Annotated in this window: 15 protein-coding genes; all 15 read left to right on the forward strand. The window is 61.2% G+C overall.

Features of this window, described 5'->3' with window-relative positions:
- The first annotated feature begins 125 nt into the window (after window positions 1–125).
- The 15 genes from JOE27_RS17830 (at window position 126) to JOE27_RS17900 (ending at window position 16,974) form a co-directional block, all read left to right on the forward strand.
- The gene (locus JOE27_RS17830; RefSeq protein ID WP_046786978.1) at window positions 126–1,223 is read left to right on the forward strand and encodes a polyamine ABC transporter substrate-binding protein; all 1,098 of its coding nucleotides are present in this window, start codon (window positions 126–128) and stop codon (window positions 1,221–1,223) included.
- 160 nt (window positions 1,224–1,383) lie between these two features.
- Window positions 1,384–2,478 carry a polyamine ABC transporter substrate-binding protein gene (locus JOE27_RS17835; RefSeq protein WP_046787079.1) on the forward strand — a complete coding sequence of 365 codons (1,095 nt, stop codon included), beginning with the start codon at window positions 1,384–1,386 and terminating at the stop codon, window positions 2,476–2,478.
- A 60-nt stretch (window positions 2,479–2,538) separates the two neighbouring features.
- Window positions 2,539–3,681, forward strand: coding sequence for a polyamine ABC transporter ATP-binding protein (gene potA, locus JOE27_RS17840; RefSeq protein WP_012312231.1), 1,143 nt, complete (start codon window positions 2,539–2,541; stop codon window positions 3,679–3,681).
- A 35-nt stretch (window positions 3,682–3,716) separates the two neighbouring features.
- Window positions 3,717–4,598 carry an ABC transporter permease subunit gene (locus tag JOE27_RS17845; RefSeq protein ID WP_172655290.1) on the forward strand — a complete coding sequence of 294 codons (882 nt, stop codon included), beginning with the start codon at window positions 3,717–3,719 and terminating at the stop codon, window positions 4,596–4,598.
- Window positions 4,595–5,488: an ABC transporter permease subunit gene (locus JOE27_RS17850; protein ID WP_204919367.1), complete on the forward strand. Its 894-nt coding sequence runs from the start codon at window positions 4,595–4,597 to the stop codon at window positions 5,486–5,488. Before JOE27_RS17845 ends, JOE27_RS17850 begins: the two co-directional genes overlap by 4 nt.
- A 207-nt stretch (window positions 5,489–5,695) precedes the next feature.
- Window positions 5,696–6,784 (forward strand): efflux RND transporter periplasmic adaptor subunit, encoded by a 1,089-nt coding sequence (locus JOE27_RS17855; RefSeq protein WP_119688094.1) that lies wholly within the window; start codon window positions 5,696–5,698, stop codon window positions 6,782–6,784.
- Window positions 6,781–7,848 carry an efflux RND transporter periplasmic adaptor subunit gene (locus JOE27_RS17860; RefSeq protein WP_204919369.1) on the forward strand — a complete coding sequence of 356 codons (1,068 nt, stop codon included), beginning with the start codon at window positions 6,781–6,783 and terminating at the stop codon, window positions 7,846–7,848. The genes JOE27_RS17855 and JOE27_RS17860 overlap by 4 nt, the downstream gene beginning before the upstream one ends.
- A complete protein-coding gene (locus JOE27_RS17865) occupies window positions 7,845–10,907 on the forward strand; it encodes an efflux RND transporter permease subunit (RefSeq protein WP_204919371.1) in 3,063 nt (1,020 codons plus the stop codon). Before JOE27_RS17860 ends, JOE27_RS17865 begins: the two co-directional genes overlap by 4 nt.
- A gap of 184 nt (window positions 10,908–11,091) precedes the next feature.
- Window positions 11,092–11,274, forward strand: a complete 183-nt coding sequence (oscA, locus tag JOE27_RS17870) for a sulfur starvation response protein OscA (protein ID WP_119688096.1) — start codon at window positions 11,092–11,094, stop codon at window positions 11,272–11,274.
- A 48-nt stretch (window positions 11,275–11,322) separates the two neighbouring features.
- Window positions 11,323–12,330: a sulfate ABC transporter substrate-binding protein gene (locus tag JOE27_RS17875; protein ID WP_204919373.1), complete on the forward strand. Its 1,008-nt coding sequence runs from the start codon at window positions 11,323–11,325 to the stop codon at window positions 12,328–12,330.
- Between the two features lie 170 nt (window positions 12,331–12,500).
- Window positions 12,501–13,319: a sulfate ABC transporter permease subunit CysT gene (gene cysT / locus JOE27_RS17880; protein ID WP_161871732.1), complete on the forward strand. Its 819-nt coding sequence runs from the start codon at window positions 12,501–12,503 to the stop codon at window positions 13,317–13,319.
- Between the two features lie 11 nt (window positions 13,320–13,330).
- On the forward strand, window positions 13,331–14,203 hold the full coding sequence (gene cysW, locus JOE27_RS17885; protein WP_204919375.1) for a sulfate ABC transporter permease subunit CysW: 873 nt from the start codon (window positions 13,331–13,333) through the stop codon (window positions 14,201–14,203).
- A 3-nt stretch (window positions 14,204–14,206) separates the two neighbouring features.
- On the forward strand, window positions 14,207–15,196 hold the full coding sequence (locus JOE27_RS17890) for a sulfate ABC transporter ATP-binding protein (protein WP_204919377.1): 990 nt from the start codon (window positions 14,207–14,209) through the stop codon (window positions 15,194–15,196).
- Between the two features lie 302 nt (window positions 15,197–15,498).
- The gene (locus JOE27_RS17895) at window positions 15,499–16,080 is read left to right on the forward strand and encodes an alpha/beta hydrolase (protein ID WP_204919379.1); all 582 of its coding nucleotides are present in this window, start codon (window positions 15,499–15,501) and stop codon (window positions 16,078–16,080) included.
- Between the two features lie 63 nt (window positions 16,081–16,143).
- Complete coding sequence (locus tag JOE27_RS17900) at window positions 16,144–16,974, forward strand: sigma 54-interacting transcriptional regulator (RefSeq protein ID WP_204919381.1); 831 nt, start codon at window positions 16,144–16,146, stop codon at window positions 16,972–16,974.

The following is a 16,974-nucleotide window of genomic DNA, read 5'->3' on the forward strand; positions in this document are numbered from 1 at the left end:
TGGTTTCCTTGAAACAGCGCCTTGTAACTTGCCAGACTAGCGGCTGTTTCAGTCGCCCGGCGCTCTGCACGGTAGGTTCTGGCTGCTGAACAGATGGCTAAATAAAAAATTCTGGAGCATGACGCATGAAGAAAATGGGCAAGACGTTGCTGGCCGCCGCCCTGATGGGTGCCATGGCCACCGCTGTACAGGCTGAAGACAAGGTGCTGAACGTCTACAACTGGTCGGACTACATCGCTCCGGACACCATCGCGAAGTTCGAAAAACAGACAGGCATCAAGGTCAAGTACGACGTCTTCGACAGCAACGAAACCCTGGAAGCCAAGCTGCTGGCGGGCAAGTCCGGCTATGACGTGGTCGTGCCGTCCAACAACTTCCTGGCCAAGCAGATCAAGGCGGGGGTCTACGAAGAGCTCGACCGCTCCAAGCTGCCGAACTGGAAGAACCTCGACGAAGACCTGCTCAAGGCCGTCGGTGACGCCAGCGACAAAGGCAACAAGCACGCCTTCCCTTACATGTGGGGCTCGATCGGCATCGGCTACAACCCGGAGAAGGTCAAGGCCGCGCTGGGCGTCGACAAGATCGATTCGTGGGACGTCGTGTTCAAGCCTGAGAACATCGAGAAGCTCAAGAGCTGTGGCGTGAGCTTCCTCGACGCCCCGACCGAAATGCTGCCAGCCGCGCTGCACTATCTGGGCCTGCCTAGCGACAGCACCAAGAAAGAAGACCTGAAGAAGGCCGAGGACCTGTTCCTGAAGATTCGTCCTTCGATCACCTACTTCCACTCGTCCAAATACATCGGCGACATGGCCAACGGCAACATCTGCGTGGCCGTCGGGTACTCGGGTGACCTGGAGCAATCCAAAGCCCGCGCACACGAAGCCGGCGACAAGGTCAAGGTCGACTACATCATCCCGAAAGAAGGCGCTGGCACCTTCTACGACATGGTCGCCATCCCCAAGGATGCCGAGCACAAGGACGCCGCCTACAAGTTCATGGACTTCCTGATGCAGCCGGAAATCATGGCCGAGATCACCAACGCCGTACGTTTCCCGAACGGTAACGCTGCTGCGACCCCGTTGGTGGACAAGGACATCACCAGCGACCCGAGCATCTATCCACCTGCCGACGTGAAAAAGCACCTGTACGCGATCGCCGCGCCAGAAGCTGCTGCCCAGCGTCTGATCACCCGCAGCTGGACCAGGATCAAGTCGGGCAAGTAAGCCCGATGCAAGACCTCTGGGCCGGGGTTTTCCGGCCCAGAGCCGGTGAATGGCAATTGATGATTGCGGCATCGTGGCTGCGAGGGTAAGTTGCGCGCCGGTTTTGCGTGCGCGGCAGCGCTGCGCCGTTACCAAGGCACTGATTGTGAGGACCACCCACTTGTCTATTTCTGTATTACGCAAAGCCTTGATGGCTGGAGCGGGCCTGACGCTGGCATGCAGCGTCCAAGCGGCGCCTACGGTGCACTTCTACAACTGGTCCGACTACATTGGCCCGACCACGCTCGAAGACTTCGAGAAAGCCACGGGTATCAAACCTGTGCAGGACGTGTTCGACTCCAACGAAACCCTGGAAGGCAAGCTGCTGGCCGGCAACACCGGTTATGACGTGGTAGTGCCGTCCAACCATTTCCTCGGCAAGCAGATCAAGGCGGGCGCGTTCCAGAAGCTCGACAAGAACCTGCTGCCCAATTATTCCAACCTGGACCCGGCGTTGATGAAGCGCCTGGAAAAGAACGACCCAGGCAACCAGTACGCCGTGCCTTACCTGTGGGGCACCAATGGCATCGGCTACAACGTCGACAAGGTCAAGGCGGCACTGGGCGTGGACACCATCGATTCCTGGGCCGTGCTGTTCGAGCCCGAGAACATGAAGAAGCTCTCCCAATGCGGCGTGGCGTTCCTGGATTCGGCGGATGAAATGCTGCCGGCGGTGCTCAACTACATGGGGCTGGACCCCAACAGCACCAACCCCAAGGACTACGAGAAGGCCGAGCAGAAGCTGCTGGCGGTACGCCCGTACGTAACCTACTTCCACTCGTCCAAGTACATCACGGACCTGGCCAACGGCGACATCTGCGTCGCGGCAGGTTTTTCCGGCGATGTGTTCCAGGCCAAGGCCCGCGCTGAAGAAGCGAAGAAGGGCGTGAACCTGGCCTACGCGATTCCCAAGGAAGGCGGCAACCTCTGGTTCGACGTGCTGGCAGTCCCCAAGGACGCCAGGAACGTCAAAGAGGCTCACGCCTTCATCAACTATTTGCTGAAGCCTGAGGTTATCGCCCAGGTCAGTGATTACGTCGGTTACGCCAACCCGAACCCCAAGGCTGGCGACCTGATGGACCAGGCCGTGAGGACTGACGCCGCGGTTTACCCACCGCAGGAAGTGCTGGACAAGATGTTCGTCAACAGTGAGTTGCCACCGAAGGTGCAACGTTTGATGACCCGCAGCTGGACCAAGGTCAAGTCGGGCAAGTAACAATCCAGGCCCGCCGCCAAAGCAGGGGCGGGCACACAAATCTTGTTGGGAGTTTCACTCATGGCAGTTGCCTCCGGTGCCTATAAGAAAGCCCTCGAGGGTGGCCAGCAACCCAAGCAGGTGTTGGTCAAGATCGACCGGGTCACAAAAAAATTCGACGAAACGGTAGCGGTGGACGATGTGTCGCTGGAGATCCGCAAGGGCGAAATTTTCGCCCTGCTCGGTGGCTCCGGTTCGGGCAAGTCGACCTTGCTGCGTATGCTGGCCGGTTTCGAGCGCCCGACTGAAGGGCGTATTTTCCTCGATGGCGTAGACATCACCGACATGCCGCCCTACGAGCGGCCGATCAACATGATGTTCCAGTCCTACGCGCTGTTCCCGCACATGACCGTGGCGCAGAACATCGCCTTCGGCTTGCAGCAGGACCGGATGCCCAAGGCCGAGATCGACGCCCGCGTGGCCGAGATGCTCAAGCTGGTGCACATGACCCAGTACGCCAAGCGCAAACCGCACCAGCTCTCCGGTGGTCAGCGTCAGCGTGTGGCCTTGGCCCGTTCGCTGGCCAAGCGCCCCAAGCTGTTGCTGCTCGACGAGCCAATGGGCGCGCTGGACAAGAAGCTGCGCTCGCAGATGCAGCTGGAACTGGTCGAGATCATCGAGCGCGTGGGCGTGACCTGCGTGATGGTGACCCACGATCAGGAAGAGGCCATGACCATGGCCCAGCGCATTGCCATCATGCACTTGGGCTGGATTGCCCAGATCGGTTCGCCTGTGGATATCTATGAGACGCCCACCAGCCGCCTGGTGTGCGAGTTCATCGGTAACGTCAACCTGTTCGAGGCCGAAGTGATCGACGATGCCGAAGGCCATGCGCTGATCGCCTCGCCGGAGCTCGAGCGCAAGATCTACGTTGGCCACGGTGTGTCCACTTCGGTTGAAGACAAGCACATCACCTACGCCCTGCGCCCGGAAAAAATGCTGGTGACTACCGAGCAGCCGGATTTCGAGCACAACTGGTCGCGCGGCAAGGTCCATGACATCGCCTACCTGGGCGGCCACTCGGTGTTCTACGTCGAGCTGCCCAGCGGCAAGGTGGTCCAGTCTTTCGTCGCCAACGCCGAGCGCCAGGGCACCCGCCCGACCTGGGGCGATGAAGTGTACGTCTGGTGGGAAGACGACAGCGGCGTGGTACTGCGGTCATGAAACTGCGCAAGCTCAAGCGAGCCTTCCAGCGCCTTATCCCCGAGGGGCGGCACCTGGTGATCGGCGTGCCGTTCATCTGGCTGTTCCTGTTCTTCATGCTGCCGTTCTTCATCGTGCTGAAGATCAGCTTTGCCGAAGCCGACGTGGCGATCCCGCCGTATACCGAGATCTACAGCTACGTCGAAGACAAGGTGCAGCTGGTAATCAACCTGGCCAACTATGGCCTGTTGACCGAGGATGAGCTGTACATCTCGGCCTATCTGGGCTCGCTGAAGATGGCCTTCATCAGCACCGTGCTGTGTTTGCTGATCGGCTACCCGATGGCCTATTCGATTGCCAACGCACGCAAGGAAACCCAGACCGTGCTGTTGCTGCTGATCATGATGCCGACCTGGACCGCGATCCTGATCCGCGTCTATGCCTGGATGGGCATCCTCAGCAACAACGGCCTGCTCAACGGGTTCCTGATGTGGACCGGGCTGATCGACCAGCCGTTGCAGATCCTCAACACCAACCTGGCGGTGTACATCGGCGTGGTCTATTCGTACCTGCCGTTCATGATCCTGCCGCTGTTCGCCAACCTGGTAAAGCACGACCAGAGCCTGCTCGAAGCCGCATCGGACCTGGGTTCGAGCACCTTCAACAGCTTCTGGAAGATCACCGTGCCGCTGTCGAAAAACGGCATTATCGCCGGCTGCATGCTGGTGTTCATCCCGGTGGTGGGCGAGTTCGTCATTCCGGAACTGCTGGGCGGCCCGGAAACCCTGATGATCGGTAAGGTGCTGTGGCAAGAGTTCTTCAACAACCGTGACTGGCCGGTGGCCTCTGCCCTGGCGGTGGTGATGCTGGCGATCCTGATCGTACCGATCCTGCTGTTCAACCGTAGCCAGGCCAAAGAAATGGAGGGCAGGGCATGAAGCGCTTCACTTTCTCCAAGCTGATGCTGGTGCTCGGCTTGCTGTTCATCTACCTGCCGATGCTGATCCTGGTGATCTATTCGTTCAACGCCTCCAAGCTGGTAACGGTGTGGGGCGGCTGGTCGATCAAGTGGTACGTCGGCCTGCTCGACAACACCCAGCTCATGGGGTCGGTGATGCGCTCGCTGGAGATCGCCTGCTACACGGCGGTGGCGGCGGTGGCTTTGGGTACCCTGGCAGCCTTCGTGCTGACCCGGGTCACCCGCTTCAAGGGCCGCACGCTGTTCGGTGGCCTGGTCACTGCACCGCTGGTGATGCCTGAAGTGATCACCGGTCTGTCGCTGTTGCTGCTGTTCGTGGCCATGGCGCAGACGATCGGCTGGCCGCAGGAACGGGGCGTGGTCACCATCTGGATCGCCCATACCACGTTCTGCGCGGCTTATGTGGCGGTAGTGGTGTCGGCGCGCCTGCGCGAGCTGGACCTGTCGATCGAAGAAGCGGCCATGGACCTGGGTGCCAAGCCGTGGAAGGTGTTCTTCCTGATCACCATCCCGATGATTGCGCCGTCGCTGGCGGCGGGCGGCATGATGTCGTTCGCCCTGTCGCTGGATGACCTGGTACTGGCCAGCTTCGTGTCCGGGCCTGGTTCGACCACCTTGCCGATGGAAGTGTTCTCCGCTGTGCGCCTGGGCGTGAAGCCGGAGATCAACGCCGTGGCCAGCCTGATCCTGCTGTCGGTGTCGTTGGTGACCTTCATGGTCTGGTACTTCAGCCGCCGCGCCGAAGAGCATCGCCGCAAGGCGATCCAGCAGGCGATCGAGGAGGGTGCTGCGGCCAGCGTGTCGCAGCCGCAGGTCAAACGCACGACGGCAGCCGCAGCGTCGGCCTGAGCGCGGTAGTCGCGGGCAAGCCCGCTTCCACAGGTAGGTTGCACGCCGCGAGGGCTGCATCGATCCAGTGGAAGCGGGCTTGCTTGTTTCAGGGCCCGCATTGTCGCCATGACCGCCCAACTGACCTTGATCAGTGTTTTTTCTGAACCCTGATCTACGCTAACAGTCGCATCCCACGAATCGTTTGCGCGCAAGCTAGGAGCCTGCATGAGGGTGACGCGTTCACTGTTGGTCGTAGGCTTGGGGCTGCTTGGCCTGCTCACAGGTTGCAGCAAGGAAGAGGCTCCCGAGGTTTTGCCACGGGTCGGTGTATTGCAAGTCCAACCCACTGACTTCGCCGCCAGGGTCACCCTGACCGGTGATGTGCAGGCGCGTGTGCAGACTGATCTCTCGTTTCGCGTGGGTGGCAAGATCATCTCGCGCAGCGTTGACGTGGGCGACCACGTGAAGGCCAATCAGGTGCTGGCCCGGCTGGACCCCAAAGACCTGCAGAACAATGTCGATTCGGCCAAGGCCGAGGTGTTCGCTGCTCAGGCGCGCGTCACCCAGACCAGCGCGGCCTTCGTCCGCCAGCAAAAACTCTTGCCCAAGGGGTACACCAGCCAGAGCGAATACGACTCGGCCGAAGCATCGCTGCGCAGCAACCAGAGCGCGCTCAAGGCAGCCCAGGCGCAACTGGCCAATGCCCAAGAGCAACTGGGCTACACCGCATTGGTGTCGGAGGCTGATGGGGTGATCACCGAGCGCCAGGCCGAGGTCGGTCAAGTGGTCCAGGCGACCATGCCGATCTTCAGCCTTGCGCGCGATGGCGACCGCGATGCGGTGTTCAATGTCTACGAGTCCCTGCTGGTGGCGCCGCCGAGCGATGCCGGGGTGATGGTCAGCCTGCTCGACGACCCCAAGGTCCAGGCCCAAGGCTTTGTCCGTGAAATCACCCCGACCGTATCGGCCCAGAGCGGCACGGTGCAGGTCAAGGTGGCCCTGCGCAATGTGCCAGCGGCCATGCGCCTGGGTTCGCCTGTTACTGCCACGGCCAACGCGCAAGGGCGGCCGAGCATCGAGTTGCCTTGGGCGGCACTGACCAAGGCCTTGCATGAGCCTGCGGTGTGGGTGGTGGGTGAAGGCGACAAGGTTGAGTTGCGCAAAGTCCAGGTAACCCGTTATCTGACCGGCAAAGTGGTCATCGCCCAAGGCATCAAAGGCGGTGAGACGGTTGTCGTCAGCGGGGGTCAGTTGTTGCATCCAGGCATGCAGGTCGAGAAGGTCGATGCCAAGGGCGGAGGCGCCGCGCCATGAATAAAGTACTGCTGATGTGTGCGGCATGCTTGCTGTTGATGGCCTGTGGCAGAGAGGAAGAACAACCCGAAGCTGTGCGACCGGTGCTATCAACCGTGGTCGAGGCCCAGGCGCAGTCGCAGCTTGGCCGCTTCGCCGGTACCATCCAGGCGCGCTATGAGAGCACGCTGGGTTTCCGGGTGGCCGGGCGCATTGCCCGGCGCTGGCTGGATGTCGGGGCCCAGGTGAAGCCGGGTGACACGCTCGCCACCCTTGATCCCACCGACCAGCAGAACCAGCTGCGCGCTGCCGAGGGCGACCTGGCCAGGGTCCAGGCGCAATGGATCAACGCCCAGGCCAATGCCCGCCGGCAACAACAGCTGTATGACCGGGGCGTCGGCGCCCAGGCCCAGCTGGACATCGCCCAGACCGACCTGAAAACCACCGGCGCGAGCCTGGAGCAAGCGCGTTCGGCGGTCAGTCAGGCGCGTGACCAGCTCGATTACAGCACCTTGCGCAGCGACCATGCGGCGGTGATCACGGCCTGGCAGGCAGAGGCCGGGCAGACGGTCACCGCCGGTCAGGCGGTGGTCACGCTGGCGCGACCTGACATCAAGGAAGCGGTGATCGACCTGCCCATCGGCATCGCCGAACAGCTGACCAAGGACCTGACGTTCACGGTTGCCTCGCAACTGGACAACAGCATCAATACCACTGCCACGCTGCGTGAGCTGGAGCCCCAGGCTGATGCCGCCACGCGCACCCGGCGTGCCCGCCTGACCCTTGCCAGTACACCCGATGCCTTCCACCTGGGCACCGCGATCAGTGTCACACTGACCTCGGCAATCACCCCGCGCAGCGAATTGCCGCTGAGCGCGCTGCTCGAGCGCGATGGCAAGACCCAGGTATGGGTCATCGACCCGCAGCAAAAAACCGTCGCTACCCGCGACGTTGCCCTGCTGGACCGCACCGGCGACAGTATCGTACTGGCGTCTGGAGTGCAGCCTGGCGAGCGTGTGGTCACTGCCGGCGTCAACAGCCTCAAGCCTGGCCAGAAGGTCACCTTCGACGAGGATGCGCAATGAAAGGAAGCTTCAACCTGTCCGAATGGGCTTTGCGCCATCAGTCTTTCGTCTGGTACCTGATGTTCGTCGGCCTGCTGATGGGGATTTTTTCCTACTTCAACCTTGGCCGCGAAGAAGACCCATCGTTCACCATCAAGACCATGGTGATCCAGACCCGCTGGCCTGGCGCGACCCAGGACGAAACCCTGTATCAGGTCACCGACCGCATCGAGAAAAAGCTCGAGGAACTGGACTCCCTCGACTACACCAAAAGCTACACCCGCCCGGGTGAGTCCACCGTCTACGTCTACCTGCGCGACACCACCAAAGCTGCTGACATTCCGCAAATCTGGTACCAGGTGCGCAAGAAGATCCAGGATATTCGCGGCGAGTTCCCACAGGGTATCCAGGGGCCAGGGTTCAATGACGAGTTCGGCGATGTGTTCGGCTCGATCTACGCGTTCACCGCAGATGGGCTGACCCTGCGCCAGCTGCGCGATTACGTGGAGCAGGCCCGCGCCGAGGTGCGCGAAGTCCCCAATATCGGCAAGATCGAGCTGGTCGGCACCCAGGATGAGGTGCTCTACCTGAAGTTTTCCACGCGCAAGCTGGCCGCTCTGGGCATCGACCAGCGTCAGGTCATGCAAGCCCTGCAGCAACAGAACGCGGTAACCCCGGCCGGGGTGATCGAAGCGGGTCCAGAGCGGATCTCGGTGCGCACCACCGGGCAATTCGCGTCAGAGAAAGACCTGCAGACTGTCAACCTGCGCATCAACGACCGTTTTTTCCGCCTGGCCGATATCGCCGATATCGAGCGCGGCTATGTCGATCCGCCGTCACCGATGTTCCGTTACAACGGCCAGACCGCGATTGGCCTGGCCATTGGCATGAAGGCCGGCGGCAACATCCAGGTGTTCGGCGCCGCACTCAAGAAGAAGATGGATAGCATCGTCAACGACCTGCCGGTTGGCGTGGGCGTTCACACCGTGTCCGATCAGGCGGTGGTGGTCAAAGAGGCGGTAGGGGGCTTCACCAGCGCACTGTTCGAGGCCGTGGTGATCGTGCTGGCAGTGAGTTTCGTCAGCCTTGGCGTGCGTGCAGGGCTGGTGGTGGCCTGCTCGATCCCGCTGGTGCTGGCCATGGTCTTCGTGTTCATGGAGTACAGCGGCATCACCATGCAGAGGATCTCACTCGGTGCGCTGATCATCGCGCTGGGTCTGCTGGTGGATGATGCGATGATCACTGTCGAGGTCATGGTCACACGCCTGGAAATGGGTGATAGCAAAGAGCAGGCGGCGACGTTCGCCTATACCTCGACCGCGTTCCCCATGCTTACCGGTACCCTGGTGACCGTGGCCGGTTTTGTGCCGATCGGCCTGAACGCCAGCTCCGCCGGTGAGTACACCTACACCCTGTTCGCGGTGATTGCCGTGGCGCTGATCGTGTCCTGGGTGGTGGCGGTGTTCTTTGCGCCAGTGCTCGGTGTGCATATTCTCAAGAGCGACAAGCTCAAGGGCCATGAGGCGGAGCCCGGCCGCGTGGGGCGGGCGTTCGAAGGTGGTTTGCTGTGGTGCATGCGGCACCGCTGGCTGACCATCATCGGCACCATCCTGCTGTTCGCCCTGTCGCTGTTCAGCATGCGCTTTGTGCAAAACCAGTTTTTCCCGTCCTCGGACCGTCCGGAAATCCTCGTCGACCTCAACCTGCCGCAGAACGCCTCGATCGAGGAGACGCGCAAGGTGGTCGATCGCCTGGAGGCGAAGATCAAGGACGACCCCGACATGGTGCGTTGGAGTACCTATATCGGCCAGGGCGCCATTCGATTCTACCTGCCGCTGGACCAGCAACTGCAGAACCCGTACTACGCCCAGTTGGTCATCGTCAGTAAAGGCTTCGAGGAGCGTGCGGGCATGATGGCGCGTCTACAGAAGCTGTTGCACGAAGAGTTCGTCGGCATCGGCACCAACGTGCAGTCGCTGGAAATGGGCCCGCCGGTAGGGCGGCCGATCCAGTATCGGGTCAGCGGCAAGGACATCGACCAAGTGCGAAAGCATGCGATCGACCTGGCCACGATGCTCAATACCAATGAACACATCGGCGAGATGATCTACGACTGGAACGAGCCGGGTAAGGTGCTGCGCATAGAAATCGCCCAGGACAAGGCGCGCCAGCTCGGGCTGTCGTCCGAGGACGTGGCCAATGTGATGAACAGCATCGTCAGCGGCGCGCCGGTCACCGAGGTCAACGACAACATCTACCTGGTGGACGTGATCGCCCGTGCCGTGGACAGCGAGAGGGGCTCACCAGACACCTTGCAGAACCTGCAGATCGTCACGCCCAGTGGCACCTCGATACCCTTGCTGGCATTCGCCACGGTGCGCTACGAGCTGGAGCAGCCGCTGGTATGGCGCCGCGACCGTAAACCTACCATCACCATCAAGGCATCGGTCAACGGCGAGATCCAGCCTACCGACCTGGTCGCGCAGCTCAAGCCGAAGATCGATGAGTTCGCCAGCCAGTTGCCAGTCGGTTACGAGGTAGCCACAGGTGGTACGGTGGAGGAGAGCGGCAAGGCACAAGGGCCGATCGCCAAGGTCATCCCGCTGATGCTGTTCCTCATGGCGACGTTCCTGATGATCCAGCTGCACAGTGTGCAGAAGCTGTTCCTGGTGGTCAGCGTGGCGCCGCTGGGGTTGATCGGCGTGGTCGTGGCACTGGTGCCGACGGGCACGCCCATGGGCTTTGTGGCGATTCTCGGGATTCTCGCGCTGGCCGGCATCATCATTCGTAACTCGGTCATTCTGGTGACCCAGATCGATGAGTTCGAGGCCCAGGGCTACTCACCCTGGGATGCGGTGCTGGAAGCCACAAACCACCGCCGCAGGCCAATCTTGCTGACTGCCGCAGCGGCCAGCCTGGGCATGATCCCGATTGCCCGTGAGGTGTTCTGGGGGCCGATGGCCTACGCCATGATTGGTGGCATCATCAGTGCAACGCTGCTGACGCTGCTGTTCCTGCCGGCGCTTTACGTGGCCTGGTACAAGATCCGCGAGCCAGAAGGCAAAAAACCTGCGGCGTGATCTTTGTGGGAGCTGGGCACAACAGCTCCCACAAACGCCTCGAACCGTAATCTTAAAACGGTTATATAAAAATTCTTAAACAGTATTTTTAAGAATAACTGCGCCTATCTACTATTGCTCTCAAGCCAGGCGCAAATCCCCTTCAAAAACTTCTGCCCGGCACTTCACTCACAGGAGAACGAGCATGAGTGCATCTGTGCGCAGCATCGACGGTCAGGACGAAGCCACCATTTTGCGTGAGATCCAGAGCGCCTTGCGCGATCTGCGTTTCGGAGCGGTGGAGATTACCGTGCATAACGCTCAGGTCGTGCAGATTGAGCGTAAAGAGAAGTTCCGCCTGCAACAGCCCGGCAACAAACCCAGCTGATCACGCACCACACACAAAATTAGAAAAATGCCAATCGGGAGCTTCACCATGTCCATCCGCCGTTATGCACTCGCCGCGTTGGCCAGTGCTGTTTTTGCCGGTCCCGCCATCGCCAAGGACTACGAACTGCTGAACGTGTCCTACGACCCGACCCGTGAGCTGTATCAGCAATACAATGCTGAATTCATCAAGCACTGGCAGCAGTCTCACCCGGACGACAAGGTGAAGATCCAGCAGTCCCATGGCGGCTCGGGCAAACAGGGCCGCGCGGTGATCGACGGCTTGCGCGCCGACGTGGTGACCCTGGCCCTGGCGGGTGACATCGACGAGATCGCCAAGCTGGGCAAGACCCTGCCGCAGGACTGGCAGAAGCGCCTGCCGGACGCCAGCACCCCGTACACCTCGACCATCGTGTTTCTGGTGCGCAAGGGCAACCCGAAAGGTATCAAGGACTGGGGTGACCTGATCAAGAAGGACGTGTCGGTCATTACCCCCAACCCTAAAACTTCCGGCGGCGCTCGCTGGAACTTCCTCGCCGCTTGGGCCTACGGCCTGAAGCAAGGTGGCAGCGAAGCCAAAGCCAAGGAATACGTGCAGGAACTGTTCAAGCACGTGCCGGTTCTGGATACCGGTGCCCGTGGCTCGACCATCACGTTCGTCAACAACGGCCAGGGTGATGTTCTGCTGGCCTGGGAAAACGAAGCTTTCCTGGCGCTGAAGGAAGACGGCGGTACCGACAAGTTCGAAATCGTCGTGCCTTCGCTGTCGATCCTGGCCGAACCGCCTGTGGCGGTGGTCGACAAGAACGCTCAGAAGAAGGGTAATGAACAGATCGCCGAGGAGTACCTCAAGCACCTGTACAGCCCGGCTGGCCAGAGAATCGCTGCCGAGAACTTTTACCGCCCACGTGACGCGAAGGTCGCTGCCGAGTTCGGCAAGCAATTCCCGGAACTGGATCTTGTAACCATCGACAAGGATTTCGGTGGCTGGAAGGCAGCACAGCCCAAATTCTTCAATGATGGCGGGGTGTTCGACCAGATCTATCAGGCGCAGTAAACAGCCATGGAAAAGCGGGGCCGCCTTGCGGCCCTTTCGCGACACAAGGCCGCTCCTATAGGTAGAGCGTGGCCTGCGTCGCGTAAGGGCTGCGCAGCAGCCCCAGGATTCACAAGCCTGCACCCGCCTGGCACATCCGCCGGGCTTGGTGCGTTAAACCAGGGATCTTTATGTCACGTCGCATTTCCCCCGTCATACCCGGCTTCGGGCTGACACTGGGCTACACCTTGGTGTATCTCAGCCTGATCGTGCTGATACCGCTGGCCGCCATGTTCGTGCATGCCGCGCAGCTGACCTGGGAGCAGTTCTGGAACATCATCAGTGCGCCGCGTGTGATCGCCGCGCTCAAGCTGAGTTTCGGCACCGCCCTGTTCGCCGCCATCATCAACGGTGTCATCGGTACCCTGCTGGCTTGGGTGCTGGTGCGCTATACCTTCCCTGGGCGCAAGATCATCGATGCGATGATCGACCTGCCATTTGCTCTACCCACTGCCGTTGCGGGTATCGCCCTGACTGCGCTGTATGCCCCGGCAGGCTGGGTCGGTCAGTTCGCCACCGACCTGGGCTTCAAGATCGCCTACACCCCTCTGGGCATCACCCTGGCGCTGACCTTCGTCACCCTGCCGTTCGTGGTGCGTACCGTGCAACCGGTGCTGGCGGACATCCCGCGGGAAGTCGAAGAGGCTGCTGCCTGCCTGGGCGCGAAACCACTGCAGGTGTTCCGGCACGTGCTTGCACCGGCCCTGCTGCCCGCCTGGCTCACAGGGTTTGCCCTGGCCTTTGCCCGTGGCGTGGGCGAGTACGGTTCTGTGATCTTCATTGCCGGCAATATGCCGATGAAGACCGAGATCCTGCCGCTGCTGATCATGGTCAAGCTCGACCAATACGACTACACCGGCGCGACTGCCATCGGCGTGCTGATGCTGGTGGTTTCCTTCATCCTGCTGCTGCTGATCAACCTGCTGCAGCGCCGCATCGAAACCCCTTGAAGGAGGCCGGCATGTCCAGTTCATCCCTGAGCACTAACGCCGCCGCCAATGCCGCACGTCGCGGCAGCGCCACGTCGCGGCGCATACTGATCGGCCTTGGCTGGCTGGTGTTCGCACTGTTTCTGCTGCTGCCGCTGGTGATCGTGGTATCGCAGGCGCTGAAGAACGGTTTCGGTACCTTCTTCGAGGCGATCTTCGAGCCTGATGCCTTGTCGGCGCTGAAGCTGACGCTGCTCGCCGTCGTCATCTCGGTACCGCTGAACCTGGTATTCGGCGTCAGCGCCGCCTGGTGCGTGAGCAAGTACACCTTCCGTGGCAAGAGCATCCTGGTCACCCTGATCGACCTGCCGTTCTCGGTATCGCCGGTGATCGCCGGTCTTGTCTACGTGCTGATGTTCGGCGCCCAAGGCTTTTTAGGGCCTTGGCTGCAGGACCACGATATCCAGATCGTCTTCGCTTTGCCGGGCATCGTGCTGGCGACCATCTTCGTCACCGTACCCTTCGTTGCCCGTGAGCTGATCCCGCTGATGCAGGAGCAGGGTACCCAGGAAGAAGAGGCTGCGCGCCTGCTCGGTGCCAACGGCTGGCAGATGTTCTGGCACGTGACCCTGCCGAACATCAAGTGGGGCCTGATCTACGGTGTGGTGCTATGTACTGCGCGGGCCATGGGCGAGTTCGGTGCGGTATCGGTGGTCTCGGGCCATATCCGTGGCGTCACCATTACCTTGCCGCTGCATGTGGAGATCCTCTACAACGAGTACAACCACGTCGCGGCCTTCAGTGTGGCCAGCCTGTTGCTGATCTTGGCGCTCTTCATCCTGCTGCTCAAGCAGTGGAGCGAGAACCGTATTAACCGCCTGCGCCATAGCGCAGCGGAGGAATAAGTCATGTCGATCGAAGTTCGTAACGTCAGCAAGCGCTTCAACAGCTTCCAGGCCCTGGCCAACATCAACCTGGATATCCATAGCGGTGAGCTGGTGGCCCTGCTCGGCCCCTCTGGCTGTGGCAAGACCACCCTGCTGCGCATCATCGCCGGCCTGGAAACGCCGGATGACGGCAATATCGTGTTCCACGGCGAAGACGTATCCGGCCACGATGTACGCGATCGCAACGTTGGTTTCGTGTTCCAGCACTACGCGCTGTTCCGCCACATGAGCGTGTTCGACAACGTTGCCTTCGGCCTGCGCATGAAGCCCAAGGGCGAGCGCCCGAGCGAGAGCAAGATTGCCGAGAAGGTTCATGAGCTGCTGAACATGGTGCAGCTGGACTGGCTGGCGGACCGCTACCCTGAACAGCTTTCCGGTGGCCAGCGCCAGCGTATCGCCCTGGCCCGCGCTTTGGCGGTGGAGCCCAAGGTGCTGCTGCTCGATGAGCCGTTTGGTGCCCTCGATGCCAAGGTGCGCAAGGAATTGCGCCGCTGGCTGGCGCGTTTGCACGAGGACATCAACCTGACTTCGGTGTTCGTCACCCACGACCAGGAAGAGGCCATGGAAGTGGCCGATCGCATCGTGGTGATGAACAAGGGGGTGATCGAGCAGATCGGCTCCCCAGGGGAAGTGTATGAGAAGCCGGCCAACGACTTCGTCTACCACTTCCTCGGCGACTCCAACCGCCTGGCGTTGAGCGAGGGCCATCATGTGCTGTTCCGCCCGCACGAGGTGTCGTTGTCGCGCCATGAAACAGAAGGGCACCATGCCGCCGAGGTACGTGATATCCGCCCATTGGGCGCGACTACCCGGGTGACTTTGAAGGTGGAAGGGCAGAGCGAGCTGATCGAGGCCGAGGTGGTCAAGGATCACGACAGCCTGACCGGCCTGGCGCGAGGTGAGACGCTGTTCTTCAGGCCAAAGGTCTGGCAGAAGGTGGCGGATATCTGAGTTGCTTTAGCGGGTGAAAAACCCGGACAAGGTCCTGATGCCTGCCAGTTAAGCGATTCGGGGCCGCTTTGCGGCCCATCGCCGGCAAGCCAGCTCCCACTGGTACAGCGCAGACTCAAGAACTGCGCTGTACCAGTGGGAGCTGGCTTGCCGGCGATGGGCTGCGGAGCAGCCCCAATGCTAAACGGTTGGCAGGCTCGTTTTGATTTTTGGTTATTAGTAAATATCTTCTTATTCCTTTAAGGATATAAACCCTTCCCTATACTTGCCTCCAAGTACGCAAATTCACAGGAGGCTTCCCCATGCGCAATGAGTCCATTCGCTACCTGATTGTGCCGGGTTGGCAAGGATCGCCAGACAATCATTGGCAGAGTCACTGGCAGCGCACCTTGCCCAACAGCGCGCGGGTAGAGCAGAACGACTGGCTCACCCCGCAGCGCCAGGACTGGGTGCAGGCGTTGGAGCAGGCAATAGCTGCTGAACGCTCGCCGGTGATTCTCATTGCCCACAGCCTGGGCTGCATCACGGTCGCCCATTGGGCTGCCCAGGCCAACCCGGCCTTGCTGCGGCGCGTACGCGGCGCGCTGTTGGTTGCCCCGGCAGATGTCGAGCGGCCGACCTGCTCGCCCGCCCTGCGCAACTTCGCGCCAATGCCGTTGCAGGCCCTGCCATTTCCCAGCCAGGTGGTCAGCTCCGACAACGACCCTGCCGTGAGCGTGCCGCGCGCGCTGTACCTGGCTCAGGCTTGGGGCGCAGAAGCGGGGTTGCTGACCAATGCAGGGCATATCAACGTCAAATCCGGGCATGAACGCTGGGAGCAGGGGTTTGCCTACCTGTATCGCCTGCAAAGCCGTGTCGAACAGCGCGCGCTGCGCCGCGCCTGATCGCCACCACTGTTTATCGTTTGCCTGACGCCCGGCCCGCAGAGGTTTGGGCGGGAGTTAGTCATGACTTTTCAAAACCCGTTTGGCCAGCCGCTGCTGACCTTCCCTGAACTGGACAAGAGCCCACTTAGCATTCGTGCCAAGGCGCTGGTGTTCATCGACCCACGCTCGCAGCAGTTGCGCCAGGCGCTGGACCGCCTGGCACCGCAAGCCTTGCCGGTGCTGATCCGCGGTGAGACCGGTACCGGCAAGGAGTTGCTGGCACGGCAAATCCACCGGGCCAGTGACCGTGGTGGGCTGTTCGTCTCGGTAAACTGCGCGGCCATCAGCCATACCTACGCCGATGCTGAGCTGTTCGGCTACAGCGCCGGCACCCATGGAGGTACCGCCAGCAGCCGGGCGGGCTGGTTCGGATCGGCCAATGGCGGCACGTTGTACCTGGATGAAATCGCCGACTTGCCGTTGGCGATCCAGGGCAAGCTGCTGGCCGCGCTGGAAAACCGTGAAGTCATCCGCGTCGGCGCGCAGCTGCCGCAACCGGTGGACGTACGCCTGGTGGCTGCGACGAGCATTGACCTGGCCCGGGTGGTCAAAGCTGGCAGGTTCAATGAACGCTTGTACCAGTACTTGCGTGAGGGCTCGCTGGAGCTGCCTCCGTTGCGTGAGCGCTGCGGCGATATCCTGCCGTTGGCTGAGTATTTCGTAGGTATCTACTGCGCACGCCTGCAGCGCCCTGTGCCGTTAATCAGTGAAGCGGCCCAGCAGGTGCTCCAAGCCCACGCGTGGCCCGGCAATACCCGCGAACTGGAGAACATCATCCACTTCGCCCTGCTGGTGAATGACAGTGAAGAGATCCAGCCACAGGACCTCGACCTGCCGAACACCGCACGCTAG

Origin of the sequence: Pseudomonas sp. M5 (assembly GCF_016907075.1) — a bacterium.
Lineage (GTDB): Bacteria > Pseudomonadota > Gammaproteobacteria > Pseudomonadales > Pseudomonadaceae > Aquipseudomonas > Aquipseudomonas putida_E.